This is a genomic window from Rhizobiaceae bacterium, assembly GCA_023953845.1.
Classification (GTDB): domain Bacteria; phylum Pseudomonadota; class Alphaproteobacteria; order Rhizobiales; family Rhizobiaceae; genus Arvimicrobium.
Window position 1 is genome coordinate 4,076,685 of sequence record JAMLJC010000001.1, and the last position, 14,619, is coordinate 4,091,303.

Sequence of the window (14,619 nt, forward strand, 5' to 3'; positions counted from 1 at the left end):
CAAAGCAAGAACTCTCTGAAAGGATGGATACAGAAAAAGATCAGCAAAACAAAATTTTTTGTCGAAATATTTGGCGAGGGAAAACAAGACATGAAAGTGAAACTAATCGAGCAGGTGGCGGCCAACGTGTCGCCGGACATGCTCGCCGCAATTGACAAGGCCGCAGCGGCGGAGCTTATCTCCAGAGCAACGTGGCTCCGCCGGGCTATCTGGAGCGCGCTTGAGGATTTGGGGGCGCGAGATGGCCGCGCTTGATGTCGACCTTGTGTTGAAGCTCGTCGACAAGGCGAGCGGTCCAGCGCAAGGCATCATGGCGCGCATGTTTGGTGGCCGGAACGGGCCGGCCGCGCTCACCGGGCAGTTTGGCGCGGCAGAAGGCGCCATGATGGCGCTCCGTCGCTCCGCAGCGACGTTCGCCGCCGGAGCGGGCGCCTATTTTGGATTTCAGGCCTTGACCGGCTCGGCGGCCGACTTCCAAAGCCAGTTGACCGCCATTCAGAAAAAGGCCGGCACCACGGCCGAAGAGACGCGGAAGATCGGCCAGGATGCCCTTGCGCTCGCCAATTCCGGCGAGCTTGCAACCTCGATCGAGGAAGTCCTTTCCGCCTATGAGCGCGGCGCGGCGGCTGGCATCCCGCTTGACGAGCTGACCGAGTTCGCGAAGCTCTCCGCGATGGCGGCCGATGCCTTCGAAATGTCGTCGGAAGACGTTGGCAACGCGGCGGCTGGCTTCAAGGTCGCGCTCGGCATCCAAATGTCGGAGATGGAGGCATACTTCGGCCTGATCAACAAGCTTGCCGACGCCGGCATCGCCAACGAAAGCGACCTGATCAGCTTCCTTGATCGCGCTGGCGCGAACATGAAGCTGTTCGGCCTGTCGGCGGAGCAGGCCGCAGCCTACGCCGCGAGCCTGGCAAACATCAAAATGGCGCCGGAGACGGGCGCCCGCATGATGAACACGCTGACGAGTAAACTCCTGTCGCCCGGCTCAAAGGCGGCACAGGCGGCGTTGAAGGGCATCGTCGGCAACGTCGGCGAATTCCAAAAGCTGCTCAAGTCCGACGCGAATGCGGCGCTGGAGCTGTTTCTGAAGAAGGTCGGCGAGCTGGACAAATTCAAGTCCGCCAAGCTTCTCACGGATTTCATGGGGCAGGGCTTCGCTGACGAAGTCATCCGCATGTCGGCCGCTTATGACGAGCTACAGCGCAACCAGAAGATCGCCGCAGATCGTTCGTCGTGGGAAAACTCGCTCCCCGAGACCTACAAGCTCAAGCTTGACGATTTTTGGTCTCAGTGGCAGCTCCTGAAGAATGCGCTGGAGGCGCTACAAATTCAGCTCGGCGATATGGGGCTACCGGGTCTTACGTCCGGCCTCGGGTCGGCGACCGAACTCGTCAAAGAGATCGGCGAAGGGTTGGAGAGCTTCAGGGCGCAGATCGACACTGAGGAATTGCAGGCCGCCTCGGCGACCGTCGGAGAGCTGGTGTCGAAGCTTGAAACGCTGCTTGGCATGGGCGGCGGTGACAATGTCCCGATCATCGCATTCTTCGAGCGCCTCGCCGACCTGACGAATGCCATCTCTGCTGGTGTTGTCGAAGCTCGAAAGACGGCGGAGAAGTTTGGTCTGATCGAGGCGGAGGCGGAGGCGCCGCAGCAAGCGGCCGACCGCAAAGCCATGATCGCCGATGGGACCGTAAGCGCGGCGGCCATCATTCACGAAGGGTTTGGACGCTTCGTCGAGGATTACATCGCCCGCAACGCCGACGGGCAGGCCGCGAAGACCGATAGGCCGACTTATCTCGACGCCACAGGCCGGCCCGAAAACGACCCGCAACGGCCTGTCGGCGGTGAGCCGCGCCGGTCGCGGTTCGGATACGACGCGCCAGAGCCGCCGGAGGGTCAGCAGCGGGTGATTGCTGCGGAAGCCACATCGTGGCCTACGGCACCGGCAACGGCCGACGTTGAGGCTTATATGGCCGCTCTTGGTCAAGCGCAGCAAGCCAAGATGAAGGTCGCGGAGCCGATCGTTACGTCGGCAGATTTGCAGACTGCCGCGTTCATGGCAGGCCTTGCGACGATGGAGAGTGCTGCGCGCGATACCGTCGCGCGCATCAACGCAACGCTCGGCTCGATTTCAGCGCCGTCGGTCAGCGGCGGAGGCCAGGTCGGTTCAGCGCTGCGTAGTCACCTTGGCGATGGAGCAAACTGATGGCCGGGCCTGTGATCACGCTGCTCAGCCAGGCCGCGCGATATTGCAAACCTTCCCCGCCTGATGTTCACTCGGGCGGGGATTTCTCGGGGTTTTGCAATGAGATTTGGGATACCCGCGCTGGTCGCGGCTGTGATGGTCGCGCAGTCGGCGATGGCCGACGATCGTGAGGACGCAAAGCTTGTTCGCCAATTCTGCTTCGTATTGCAGGCGCAAGCGCTCTGCGACGACTTGATCGTCAATATGCAGACCGAGAAGCGGATTGAAGAGGCGATAGGCTTCCAAGTACGCGGTCCCGAAGCGCCTTTTAACGATAGCTGTTGGGAGGGATTGAACGAGGCTTCGGATCGTGAAAACGAAGCTGGTTTTTGCGAGGCCGTGTGGAGGGATTTTGGCTGCTTTGGCAGTATCCGTCCCGCTTTGATCATGCAGTCTCCCTTTGGCAATCCGGATGCGGTCACTTGTAAGTTCGTTCCCTGACGAGGCTTGCCGAGCGATGCAGACATTCTGGACGGCAACCGTCGTCGCGATACTGGTCTCGCTTGCGGCCTGGCGATGGCCGAACGTGCAGTCCTTCTTGCCGTGTGGCGAACGCCGTCGCGGCGTCCCTCTGGCTTGCAAGCGGACGCTTTCCCCCGATGGAATGGTGAATGGTGCGCCGGGACAAGATTACCCGATCATCATCCAAGCGCCGGACGTGTGCGGCCCCGTCATTATGCGCGCAACCTGGGGCTTCGTCCCGCTATGGGCAAAAGAACGTAACGGCTCCGGCAGGCCGCCGCCGATCAACGCGAAGTCGGAGACTGTCGCGACTAATGGCGTCTTTCGGCACGCCTATGCATCACGTCGCGCCCTTCCGGAGTTCTGACCGCGTGAACGAACAAGATGAGACGTTGTCAAAGCGACTTGCGCTTGCCTATGGAGAGGAATGGTCCCTCTTCGTGAGCGAAGACCCCGCATGGCCGGGCGCACAGGCCCTCGGCATGCTAATTTTTCCTTCCGGAGATGGAATAGCCGTCTTGGGGCACGCGCCGATTATCGCAACCAGCGGGCCTTTTGCCGTATGTTTCGCAGCCGCTCATAGCGTTGATGCGATACAACTTGATCAACAGAGGCAGAAGGGATGGTCAGAGTTCAATCTGTCACCAGACTTTCGTTCAAGAAAAACTCGTGTGATCGATGTGTCCAAGAGCGTCTGCTTCTTTGATGTCGGAGGATCGGCTCAGACGGCAATGCTCGTCGGCATGCACTACGTTGAGAACTTCGATATCGCCGCTGTAGGAGTTTCGGTCATCGGCGATGCCCGCCTGCCGCAGCATCGCTTGGCACTTGATCTCACGCCTCCAGAAGTCGGTGAGACCGTTTTCGCTCTGGTGAACGAAATCGCGAGCGTGGACGTTTCCACGAGCGAGCGGCTTGAAACAGAGATAACGCTTAAATCGCACTGCCGAGTTGGCAAAGTTACCGCTGTTCATGCGAGTGGACCGCTACCCGGCCAAACGATGACGTTCCGGACAACCATCCCCGTCACCCCCGGGATGAGTGGAGCGCCGATCTGCCGGCTTCCGGAGACGGCGTCCGGCAAGCTGGCAATCTGCGGTATTGTATCCTCCGATATTTCGGCACCCGAGGCGTTTGTAGACCGACGCATTGCTGGCAATTCGACCGCGACGATGATTTGGCCCTCAATGGGGCTGCGCCTCCCGTTTCGCCTAGACGATGCGCCCGCGCTCGCCTCGTTGGGCGTCGGACTTCAGCTTGGCGCTTTTGACGATCGCACCAAAGCCGGAACATTGACCGTCGAAGAGAGTGCAGAAGTCACCCGGGTTACCTATATCGATCAGCGGCGTGTCAGACCTCGAGTTTGGACTTACGAATTCACAGGGGAAGGCCGCTTCCTTCGCGAATGAGACCCTTCGGGGTTCGGAGATTTCAAGACTTTGGAAAACGAGAACTCCTGTTCGCCAAAGCGCAAACGGCCCCCGAAGCCGACCCTTACGCATGGAGGTATCGCCTTCGGAAAAGACGGAAGCGTCCGACCACTTCTCTCACGCCTGCCGGACGCGAAAGAAGAGCAAGAGCGTGACGTTCTCCAGTCTTTCGTCGCCCACTGCTTAGGCAGTGCACTGCCCGCCGGTGCCATCGTAAAGCCCCTTGAGGAAGATGATCACGATGGCGTCGTCGAGGATGTCAGCGGCTCGCGACTGGCTGTGATCCAACTCACCGAAATAACGCTTCGGGACGTGTGCATCCCGATCACGTGGGAAGAAAGTGCTGGGCATCCGATAATCATGCCGATCTACCCGCTGTTGCGGAGCGAGGCCAAGTTCATTCCGGCGTCGGCCGAATATCTGTCCTTTCCCCCCGTCAAGACCAAAGAAGCACTCGCTCGAAAGATTGGAAGAAAGCTCGATCGTCACTATGGAAGCGTAGGCGTGGAGCTATGGCTTGTCGTTTTCACGGTCGCCCCTATTGCGTTTCTCGGAAACGGATGGAAGGCGGGAGTATGGCATGAGAGAGACATGGTGCGCGGTGCGAAACAGCTCCTTCGACAGCGGGGGGCCAAGCCATTCGATCGTGTGTTCTACTTCGATCTCGATTTGCGACCGCAACAGCTTTGGCCATGAGCCGCGATAGGCAAATGCAACCTCGTTGATGGACCGCAGCTACTCCCCGGCCGCCAGCGCCGATAGGCGACGCACCATCCGCATGGCCTTGCCACTCTGCCGCAGCAATTGCTTATTTCCGGCCTCATACCTTTGCATGCGTCGGCACGGCGATCAGTCGACCGCTGACGTTCAAGCCTACCTGGCGGCAAAGCTGTGTCCATGATCGCGAGACCGATACAGTTGGCACCGGAATTGGCACCGGACACCGCGCAACGACACGTGACAACAAGGGACGTTGGCTAAGTCGACCGCTGGAAAACCACAGATTTCAGGGATGCAAGAGGACGGTAGGGGACGCAAAAAGCCGCAGTTTCCGCATTTTAAGTCCCTTGCGTCTACCAGTTTCGCCACGTCCGCGTGCAGGCTTCGTAGAGGCTTTCATTTGCCGTGTGAAGTGCGAAGGATGGAACGGGAAGGCCGAGCGGTGTCTGCACTGCGATGCAACCCCCGGTATCGGAACGACGCACGCCGTGATATGAACCTGTCCGGTCGGGCTGCGAGAATCGGGCGCCTGCCGTTTCAGCTGCAAGAGGAAGGACGGAAGGCGAGGACTCATGCGCTATGTCATCGTGATCGTTGCGATCGCCTTCTTCATCATCTGGGACGGCCTGTACAATCAGGGCATCTACCTCGATTATTTCATCCTGTTCATCGTCAACATGCTGCGCGCCATTGGACTCTGAAGTCGGGTCAATCCTCTTCGACGAAAACCTCATCGCGTCTTTTCCGCACCGAAGGAAGCAAGACGATAATCAGAACGAGGGCGGCAAGGGCGAGCAGCGTGGCGCTGAGAGGGCGTGTCACGAATGTCGTCGGATCGCCACGCGAAAGAATCATGGCCCGGCGCAGGTTTTCCTCGAGCAGCGGTCCCAGCACGAAGCCAAGGAGCAGCGGCGCAGGCTCGCAGCGCAGCTTCGTCAGCAGATAGCCGAGCAGTCCGAAAAAGGCGACGGCATAGAGGTCGTAGACGTTGGAATTGACGCTGTAGACCCCGATCGAGCAGAACGCCATGATGATCGGGAACAACACATAGTAGGGCACGGTCAGCAGTCTCACCCACAGGCCGATCAGCGGCAGGTTCAGCACCAGCAGCATCAGGTTGCCGATCCACATCGATGCGATGATGCCCCAGAAAAGCGCGGGCTGTTCGACCGCGACGTTGGGGCCGGGCACGATTCCCTGAATGATCATCGCGCCGATCATCAGCGCCATGACCGGATTGGCCGGGATGCCGAGCGTCAGCATCGGGATGAAGGAGGTCTGCGCACCGGCATTGTTCGCCGACTCGGGTCCGGCGACGCCCGCGATGGCACCTTTTCCGAACTCCTCGGGATGTTTCGAAACACGCTTTTCGACAGTGTAGGAGGCGAAGGCGGCCAGGATCGCGCCGCCGCCCGGTAGAACGCCGAGCGCCGAGCCGATGGCGGTGCCACGCACGATCGGCGCGGCCATCGCCTTGAAATCCTCGCGTGTCGGCATGAGGCCCGACACTTTGGTCCTGAGCACTTCCCGGCCGTGCTCGTTCTCCAGATTTCTCAGGATTTCGGCGATCCCGAAGACGCCGACCGCGACCGCAACGAAATTCAGCCCGTCGGCATATTCGCGAATGCCGAGCGTGAACCGCGGCGCTCCCGAAATGACGTCCGTGCCGACAAGGCCGAGAAGCAGGCCAAGCACCACCATCGCCAAAGCCTTGACGACGGAGCCATGCGCCAGCGCGATGGCCGATACGAGGCCGACGATCATCAGCGAAAAATACTCGGCTGCGCCGAATTCCAGCGCGATCGCCGTCAGCGGGGGCGCGAAGATGGCGACGAGGAAGGTCGACACCGTCCCGGCGAAGAAAGAGCCGATGGCGGCGATGGCAAGCGCGGCTCCGGCGCGGCCCTTCCGCGCCATCTGGTAGCCGTCGATTGCCGTTACGGCCGATGAGGATTCGCCCGGCATGTTGATGAGGATCGCCGTGGTCGAGCCGCCGTACTGCGCGCCATAGTAGATACCGGCAAGCATGATGAGCGAGGAGACAGGGTCGCCGATCTGGAAGGTGATCGGGAGAAGCATGGCGATGGTGGCGGTCGCGCCGATGCCGGGCAGCACGCCGATCAACGTGCCGAGCAGCACTCCGACGAGACAGAAACCGAGATTCCAGATCGTCGAGGCCGTGGAGAAGCCTAGGGCAAGATTGTTCAGCAGTTCCATCGGCTCAACCTGCCCCAAGCCAGCGGCCGATCAGCCGGAACGGCAGGCCGAGACCGTAGCTGAAGACGCCGACCGAGAAAGCCGTCACCGCCGCGGCCAGCACGAGCGCGGCTGCCGGCTTCATGCGATGGCTGGCGAAGGCCGCGATGAGGCAGGTGAGAAACAGGGCGGGCGCGAAGCCGAGGCCCCTGACGGTCAGTCCGAAGAAGATCGGGGCCGGCAGAATGAATGCGCCGCCGCGCCACGCTATCGCACCCACGGGTTCGCCGGCGACGCGGGTCGCCTGAACAAGGATGACGAGGCCGAGGAGGATGAGGACGCCGGCCAGAACCAGCGGGAAGTAGCCTGGGCCCATCTTGAATGCATTGCCGATTTCCAGCCCGAGCGACTGGATGGCGAAGAATGCGCCAGCCGCGATGAAGAGTGTGCCGCAGACGCCGTTTGTCGGATCGATGGAGATCGGTTTCATTGCTCAGTTCCGGGTTCCGCAGCAAAGACTTCCGACCGGGCCGCGCCTGTTTCATCGCCTTGCCGGGCGCTTCTCCCCGAAGATCGGGAAGAAGAATACCGGTCGCCGCGTCAGCCCGTGCTTTGCCCCCCATACTCTCACGAGCGAGGCGGCTGGATCATAGCCGCTCAATCCGCGTATTGGCCGGCAGCCTCGATGATCGGCTTCCAGCGGGCGATCTCACTTTCGAGCTTGGCCTTCAGGGCGGCAGGCGTGGCGTCGGCGTCGGAAGACGGCGCCGTGCCGAGCTCGGCGAAGCGGGCGACGACGTTCGAGTCCTTCAGCGCGACCTGCAGCGATTTCGACAGCCGCTCCGTCGCCTCGACGGGCGTGCCTTTCGGAGCGTAGAGACCGTGCCAGATGCCCACCTGCATTCCGGGCAGACCAGCCTCATCGGTGGTCGGGAGGTCCGGCAGCACGTCGAGACGCGCCGGCGAGGTGACGGCGTAGGCCTTGATTGTGCCGCCCTGGATCTGCTTGGTCGTATTGGTGGTCTGGTCGCACATGATGTCGACCTGACCACCGAGCAGGTCCGTCATGGCCGGGCCGGTCCCCTTGTAGGGAACGGTAACCAGCGGCGTCTGGATGGCGCTCATGAACAGCATGCCGCACAGGTGCGAGGCCGCGCCGATGCCCGCATTGGCGACGGTAACGGCGTCCTTGTTGGCCTTGGCGTATTCGACGAGGCCCTTGAGATCGGTCGGCTCGAGATCCTTGCGCGCGACAATCGTCATCGGGACCTCGGTCACGAGGCCGACATATTCGAACGCGTTCAGCGTATCGTAGGCGAGTTTCCTGTAGAGCGTGGCGCTGGTCGCCATGCCGATGTGATGCAGGAGCAGCGTGTAGCCGTCGGGTTCGGCGCTGGCCACGCGGCCGGCGCCAAGGGTGCCGCCGGCGCCGCCGACGTTCTCCACCACGATCTGCTGGCCGAGATCCTTCGACATCGATTCGGCAACGAGGCGGGTCACCGTGTCCGTCGGCCCGCCGGCCGCGAAGGGCACGACGATGGTGATCGTACGATCCGGATAGGTCTGGGCATGCGCGCCAAATGCCGCCACGGCGAAGGTCGCGGCCAGCGCGACGCCGGCCAGAAGCTTTTTCATCGAAATTCCTCCCTGTTTCCGCGCGTTTCGGATACCGGCGCGCGACATTGGCGGTATCGAAGGAAAATCGACCAGACGTGTCAAGTGTTTGAGAAGGTACGTAGGACGAAGGGATTAGTCGGCGCCGCACCTTCGCCATGCGGAAAATCGTGAAGGCTGGTCAAATCGTTGCCGTCTTGGCAGTGTCGTCTTCGCAGGAGATCGAGACAACATGGACAACACCGCCGTACAGTTCCGCAAGCCGAAGCCGTGGTCGGAAATCGCGCCGCTGCTGGTGGACGTCGCGACCGGCCGCAAGCCGGCCGACCTCGTCGTGCGCAACGGGCGTTGGGTGAACGTCCATTCCGGCGAGATCATTCCGAGCACGGACATAGCGGTCGCGGCAGGTCGTTTCGCCTATTGCGGACCGGATGCGGCACATTGCATCGGGCAGGGGACGCGCGTCGTCGATGCCGGCGGCCGGTATCTCGTGCCCGGCCTGTGCGACGGGCATATGCATGTCGAGAGCGGCATGGTGACGGTGACCGAATTCTGCCGCGCCGTCATTCCGCACGGCACGACGTCCATGTTCATCGATCCCCACGAGATCGCCAATGTCCTCGGGTTGCCGGGCGTGCGGCTCATGCATGACGAGGCCGCTGCCATGCCGATCAACGTGCATGTGCAGATGCCGTCCTGCGTGCCGTCTGCGCCCGGGCTGGAAAATCCCGGCGCGACTCTCGACGAGAAGGATGTCGCGGAGGCGATGACCTGGCCCAACATCATCGGGCTTGGAGAGGTCATGAATTTTCCGGGCGTCTCTGCGAACGACCCCAAGATGGTGGCCGAGATCGCCGAGACGATGCGGGCTGGAAAGACGGTCGGCGGCCATTATGCCTCGCCCGACCTCGGAAAAATGTTCCACGGCTACGCCGCCGGCGGCCCGGAGGACGACCATGAAGGCACCCGGGCCGACGATGCGATCGCGCGCGTGCGGCAGGGGATGAAGGCCATGCTGCGCCTGGGGTCGGCATGGTACGACGTTGCGAGCCAGATCAAGGCGGTGACCGAGCAGGGGATCGATCCGCGCAATTTCATTCTGTGCACCGACGACAGCCACTCCGGCACGCTGGTTCACGAAGGTCACATGGATCGCGTGCTGCGCCACGCCATCGCGCAGGGCCTGAAGCCCGTGACGGCGATCCAGATGGCGACGCTGAACACGGCCCAGCACTTCCGTCTCGAACGCGAGATCGGTTCCATCGCGCCCGGAAGGCTGGCGGATTTCCTGATCGTTTCGGATCTTCCATCTCTGGCCGTCGACGAGGTCTACGGTCGCGGCGTGCTGCTTGCGCGCGACGGCAGGCTGCTGGTGGACATTCCGCCCTATTCCTATCCGCAGAGCGTCAAGGACACCGTTCGCATCGGCAAACTCCCCGTCGCGGCGGATTTCGACATTCTTGCTCCCGTCGGCGCCAATTCGGTTCGCGCGCGCGTCATCGGCGTCATCGAGAATCAGGCGCCGACGCGCGCGCTCGAAGCCGATCTTCCGGTGATGGACGGGCTGGTCGGAATGGACCGCGAGGGTGACGTCTGCCAGATCGCGCTTGTCGAAAGGCATCGCGGCACCGGGACGGTCACCAACGCTTTCGTGTCGGGGTTCGGCTACAGGCAGGACTGCGCGATGGCTACCTCCGTCGCGCACGACTCGCATCACATCCTCGTGGTCGGCACCAACAAGAAAGACATGGCGCTTGCCGTGAAACGGCTGGCCGAGGTCGGCGGCGGCGCGGTGCTGATTTCCAGGGGAGAGGAGTTGGCGCTGGTCGAAATGCCAATCGCCGGGCTTATGTCCGACGAGCGGGCGGAGGTCGTCGCCGAGAAGGCTGCCAGGCTTACCGACGCCATGCGCCGGATGGGCTGCGATCTCAACAACGCCTACATGCAGCACTCGCTGCTGGCGCTCGTGGTCATTCCTGAACTCAGGATTTCGGATGTCGGTCTGGTCGACGTGACGACATTCGAGAAGGTGGATCTGTTCGTCTGAAGCATGTCGCCCGAAAGTGGGAACCGGTTTCGGGACAACGACATGCGAAAAACAATAACTTGAAGCGTGTCGCCTGATTCCGGTTCGATGCGACACGCTTTTAAACCGGATCGGCCCGGATTGCTCGTCGATGCCGGACGAGTCCTCCCCGAAAACGGCGGAGCCGGCCCGGGGACAGGGGCCGGCTCCTAAGCCCGGTCGATGGGGACGGGGAGGGTGGGGACTCGACCGGGTTTCCCGAGATTCAGCGAACCGAACCGACCGCCACCGCGCGGCCGTCGTTGATGGAGACCCAGGCGCCCGAGTTTTTCGACGATTGGCGCTTCAGATAGGTGTAGGGCGTAGCGGTCCACACGAGGACGCGGCCATCCAGATTGTCGAGCACATAGTCGCCGCGGTCCGTATTGACCGTGAGCACGGCGTGACCGTCACCGTTCGGCTGCCTGACGACCGTGATCAGAAGATTGCCCGCCGGAATGCCCGCCTTCATCAGCAGGCGGCGCTTTTCGAGCACGTAGTCCTCGCAGTCGCCGATGCTGTTGGTCGGGTAGGACCAGACTTCTTCGCGGCCCCAGATCTCCAGATCCGTGCGCGGCGTCACTCGTGTGTTGACGGCGTTGTTGACGGCAACGATCTGGGACCACAGCGCGCGGCTCAGCGCGACCGGTTTGGCGCGGGGGGTCACCTGATTGCATTCGCTCTGACGGCTCTGGCAGAAATCGTAGTGCCCGACCGGCTGCGTCGCCCGACCCGCAGTGGTCATGAAACTGTCGCTGGCTGCCGATGTTACCCCGCATATGGCGAGCTGCCCCGCAAGAGCGGCCAGTAGCGCCCCCTTCTTCAATGTCATTGTTGTCGTCTCCCCGTTTAAGGGCACAATGACAGAGGCGCATTTATTTCACGCAAAACAGCGAAGTATTACTTGAATAAACATTCGAATGAATAATAATAAAAACAGCACTTAATTTAAATAAAAACCATCTGTTCCAAGTCGTGGATCGTTAACCACGGCATGGCTCCCGCGATACGAGTTGCCCGGGGTGCGGACGTTGAAGTCTCCGGAAACTCTGTCACGACTTGCAGGCGCCGCGGTCGATGACCTTTCCGGAAGTATGCGCTGTGCTTGCGCCGGCCGAACAGCCTTGGTCATAAATCGTTAACCATTCGGCGCGTACAAATTCGACGTCGGGCATATCGTCGACCATGGATGGACCGGCGGCGATGTGTTTCGGCGAAGAGGCGGGGCTTGCCCCGCCTTTCTTGTTTTCGGCCAAAGAAAAAGGCCCGTCGGCAGCGCGGCGGAACTTTGGGTTGTGGTTCGGGCTCAGGCCGCGAGGATTGCGCGCGGTTCGGTCATCTCGTAGCCGAGCGCCTCGGCGACGGCGCGATTGGTGATCCTGCCCTTGTGGACGTTCAGGCCATTGCGCAGATGCGGATCGTCCGCCAGCGCCTTCAGGCCCTTGTCGGCGAGCTGCAAGCCATAGTGCAGGGTGGCGTTGTTGAGCGCGTGGGCGGAGGTGACGGGAACGGCGCCCGGCATGTTGGCCACGCAATAGTGGATGACGCCGTCCACTTCATAGGTCGGATCGGCATGCGTCGTGGCGTGCGAGGTTTCGAAGCATCCGCCCTGATCAATCGCCACGTCCACGAGCACCGATCCCTTCTTCATCCCCGACAGCATTTCGCGGGTGACGAGCTTCGGCGCCGCCGCGCCGGGGATGAGCACGGCGCCGACCACGATGTCCGCCGAGAAGCATTCTTCCTCAAGCGCTTCCACGGTCGAATAGCGCGTGTGAACCCGACCGTTGAAAATGTCGTCGAGCTGACGCAGCCGTGGGATGGAGCGGTCGATGATCGTGACGTCGGCGCCAAGGCCGGCCGCCATCTTGGCCGCATGCAGGCCGACGACGCCGCCGCCGATAACGGCGACCTTGCCCGGCAGCACGCCCGGCACGCCGCCCAACAGCACGCCGCGGCCGCCATTGGCCTTCTGAAGCGCGGTCGCACCGGCCTGTATGGAGAGGCGGCCTGCGACCTCGGACATCGGCGCCAGCAGCGGCAGGCCGCCGCGCTCATCCGTCACCGTCTCATAGGCGACAGCGGTCACGCCGGAAGCGAGCAGTCCTCGCGTCTGATCCGGGTCCGGCGCCAGATGCAGATAGGTATAGAGAATCTGGCCGTCGCGAAGTTGCGTCCATTCGTTAGGCTGCGGCTCCTTCACCTTAACGATCATGTCCGACCTGGCGAACACTTCCTCGGCCGTCCTGGCGATCTTCGCGCCCGCCGCGGAATAGGCTCCGTCGTCCGCGCCGATGCCAGCGCCCGCGCCGGCTTCTACCAGAACTTCGTGGCCGTGGGCGACATATTCGCGTACCGAGCCGGGCGTCAGGCCCACGCGGTATTCATGGTTCTTGATTTCCTTGGGGCAGCCGACGCGCATCTCGTGATCTCCTCTTGGCTCTCTTGGAAGCCATTTCGTCCCTGTATCTTACAAATAAAGCACGAACCGAGCCGAATGTGTTTGCGAATTTAGTTGCGTCTTAAGAGGCTGATAGATACTTTCTTGCGTTGAAACCCGCTGTATTCGAAAGATTCACGAATAATGCCGCTCGACAGGATCGATATCGCCATCCTCGAAACGCTTCAGAAGGACGGACGGATCTCCAATGCCGCGCTGGCCGAAAAGGTGGGGCTTTCGCAATCCGCCTGTTCGCGGCGGCTCGATAATCTGGAGAAGTCGGGAGTCATACGCGGCTATCACGCCCAGCTTTCGAACGCCGCGCTCGGGCATCAGATGACGGCGATCGTGCATATCTCCCTGTCCGGGCAGTTCGAGAAGACGCTGTCGGACTTCGAGGCTGCGGTGAAGCGTTGCCCGAACATCCTTTCATGCCATCTGATGTCTGGCGAATATGATTACATTCTGCGCATCGCGGCAAAGGATCTGGCGGATTACGAGCGAATCCACAAGGAGTGGCTGTCGGCCATGCCGCATGTCACCAAGATCAATTCGAGTTTTGCGCTCCGTGAGATCATCGATCGGACGGCGCTCGGATTGAAGCCGGACATGGCCTGAAGGCGAAACAGCGTTGCGCGCTACCGGTAGCGATGCGTCGCCTGCTCGGTCACTATGACATCCATTGGTATGTCGTGGTGCTGCGGCTCGATGGTTTCGATATGTTGCAGCGCATAGCCGACGCCGACGACCGTGGGTTTGTTCTTCATCGCCGCCAGGGTGCGGTCAAAGAAGCCGCCACCATAGCCCAGCCGGTAGCCGGCCCGGTCGAAGCCGACCACCGGGGCAATCGTAACGTCTGGAACGACCGCCTCGCCGTCCGCAGGGACAGGGATGTTCCAGACACCCTTCTCGAGCGCATCACCGGGGCGGTAGGCGCGGAAGACCAGAGGTTGCGCCTTTTCCACCACGACGGGCAGCGCGCCGGTCGCGCCCCTTTCGACGATGGCGGCGAGCCAGCGCCTGAGGTCGGGCTCGCCGCGGAAAGGCCAGTAGACGCTGACGACGCGGCCCGCCACGTCGCCGATCACAGTGTCCAATCCGGCCACGATCTTCTCGGTCATCGCCGAGCGCCGCTCGGCCGTTACCGCAAGGCGTTCCCCGATCAACCGCTCGCGTTCGGCCTTGCGCCATTGCCGCAGTTGCGGAGTCATCCGGCCACCTGCGCATCGGCAATACTGCCGGTCGAAAGATCGTGATTCAGCATTGCCGTTCAGCCCTCCGCAAACAACAGCAGCCTAAAGCGTGCCGGCGATATCGGATGATGCAATCGCGACGTCCCAGGGCGCGTCGACCGTGCGCGTCGGCGGCATCGACGTTTACGACCGAAGCCTTGCGAACGGGAACGAATGCGCGACGCAGCCGTTTTTCTCTTCTAACGCACATT

15 protein-coding genes are annotated in these 14,619 nt (G+C 61.8%); 8 read left to right on the forward strand and 7 right to left on the reverse strand.

Annotation, left to right across the window (positions count from 1 at the left end):
- The first annotated feature begins 90 nt into the window (after positions 1-90).
- The 6 genes from M9955_20175 (at position 91) to M9955_20200 (ending at position 4,836) form a co-directional block, all read left to right on the forward strand.
- Complete coding sequence (locus M9955_20175; GenBank protein MCO5083961.1) at positions 91-255, forward strand: hypothetical protein; 165 nt, start codon at positions 91-93, stop codon at positions 253-255.
- On the forward strand, positions 242-2,209 hold the full coding sequence (locus tag M9955_20180; protein ID MCO5083962.1) for a phage tail tape measure protein: 1,968 nt from the start codon (positions 242-244) through the stop codon (positions 2,207-2,209). Before M9955_20175 ends, M9955_20180 begins: the two co-directional genes overlap by 14 nt.
- A gap of 99 nt (positions 2,210-2,308) precedes the next feature.
- On the forward strand, positions 2,309-2,689 hold the full coding sequence (locus tag M9955_20185; protein ID MCO5083963.1) for a hypothetical protein: 381 nt from the start codon (positions 2,309-2,311) through the stop codon (positions 2,687-2,689).
- A gap of 163 nt (positions 2,690-2,852) precedes the next feature.
- Positions 2,853-3,077, forward strand: a complete 225-nt coding sequence (locus tag M9955_20190) for an SOS response-associated peptidase (protein ID MCO5083964.1) — start codon at positions 2,853-2,855, stop codon at positions 3,075-3,077.
- Positions 3,078-3,081: 4 nt separating this feature from the next.
- Positions 3,082-4,119, forward strand: coding sequence for a hypothetical protein (locus tag M9955_20195; protein MCO5083965.1), 1,038 nt, complete (start codon positions 3,082-3,084; stop codon positions 4,117-4,119).
- Between the two features lie 30 nt (positions 4,120-4,149).
- Complete coding sequence (locus M9955_20200; protein MCO5083966.1) at positions 4,150-4,836, forward strand: hypothetical protein; 687 nt, start codon at positions 4,150-4,152, stop codon at positions 4,834-4,836.
- Between the two features lie 732 nt (positions 4,837-5,568).
- Here the strand turns inward: M9955_20200 and M9955_20205 are convergent.
- The 3 genes from M9955_20205 to M9955_20215 all read right to left on the reverse strand — a co-directional run bounded on the left by M9955_20205 (position 5,569) and on the right by M9955_20215 (position 8,691).
- Entirely contained in the window at positions 5,569-7,077 is a 1,509-nt protein-coding gene (locus tag M9955_20205; protein MCO5083967.1) for a tripartite tricarboxylate transporter permease, read from the reverse strand.
- A 4-nt stretch (positions 7,078-7,081) separates the two neighbouring features.
- Positions 7,082-7,546: a tripartite tricarboxylate transporter TctB family protein gene (locus M9955_20210; GenBank protein ID MCO5083968.1), complete on the reverse strand. Its 465-nt coding sequence runs from the start codon at positions 7,544-7,546 to the stop codon at positions 7,082-7,084.
- 167 nt (positions 7,547-7,713) lie between these two features.
- Positions 7,714-8,691, reverse strand: a complete 978-nt coding sequence (locus M9955_20215) for a tripartite tricarboxylate transporter substrate-binding protein (GenBank protein ID MCO5083969.1) — start codon at positions 8,689-8,691, stop codon at positions 7,714-7,716.
- A gap of 211 nt (positions 8,692-8,902) precedes the next feature.
- On the opposite strand from M9955_20215, the gene ade reads away from it, so the two are divergent.
- Positions 8,903-10,717, forward strand: coding sequence for an adenine deaminase (gene ade / locus M9955_20220; protein MCO5083970.1), 1,815 nt, complete (start codon positions 8,903-8,905; stop codon positions 10,715-10,717).
- 244 nt (positions 10,718-10,961) lie between these two features.
- Here the strand turns inward: ade and M9955_20225 are convergent, their stop codons facing one another.
- The 3 genes from M9955_20225 to ald all read right to left on the reverse strand — a co-directional run bounded on the left by M9955_20225 (position 10,962) and on the right by ald (position 13,157).
- The gene (locus M9955_20225) at positions 10,962-11,567 is read right to left on the reverse strand and encodes a transglutaminase-like cysteine peptidase (protein ID MCO5083971.1); all 606 of its coding nucleotides are present in this window, start codon (positions 11,565-11,567) and stop codon (positions 10,962-10,964) included.
- Positions 11,568-11,787: 220 nt separating this feature from the next.
- Positions 11,788-11,991, reverse strand: a complete 204-nt coding sequence (locus M9955_20230; GenBank protein ID MCO5083972.1) for a hypothetical protein — start codon at positions 11,989-11,991, stop codon at positions 11,788-11,790.
- 50 nt (positions 11,992-12,041) lie between these two features.
- Positions 12,042-13,157 carry an alanine dehydrogenase gene (gene ald, locus M9955_20235; protein ID MCO5083973.1) on the reverse strand — a complete coding sequence of 372 codons (1,116 nt, stop codon included), beginning with the start codon at positions 13,155-13,157 and terminating at the stop codon, positions 12,042-12,044.
- Positions 13,158-13,319: 162 nt separating this feature from the next.
- Here ald and M9955_20240 point away from each other — a divergent pair, with 162 nt between their 5' ends.
- Positions 13,320-13,793, forward strand: a complete 474-nt coding sequence (locus M9955_20240; GenBank protein ID MCO5083974.1) for an Lrp/AsnC family transcriptional regulator — start codon at positions 13,320-13,322, stop codon at positions 13,791-13,793.
- 20 nt (positions 13,794-13,813) lie between these two features.
- Here the strand turns inward: M9955_20240 and M9955_20245 are convergent, their stop codons facing one another.
- Positions 13,814-14,386: a 5-formyltetrahydrofolate cyclo-ligase gene (locus M9955_20245; protein ID MCO5083975.1), complete on the reverse strand. Its 573-nt coding sequence runs from the start codon at positions 14,384-14,386 to the stop codon at positions 13,814-13,816.
- Between the last annotated feature and the right edge of the window lie 233 nt (positions 14,387-14,619).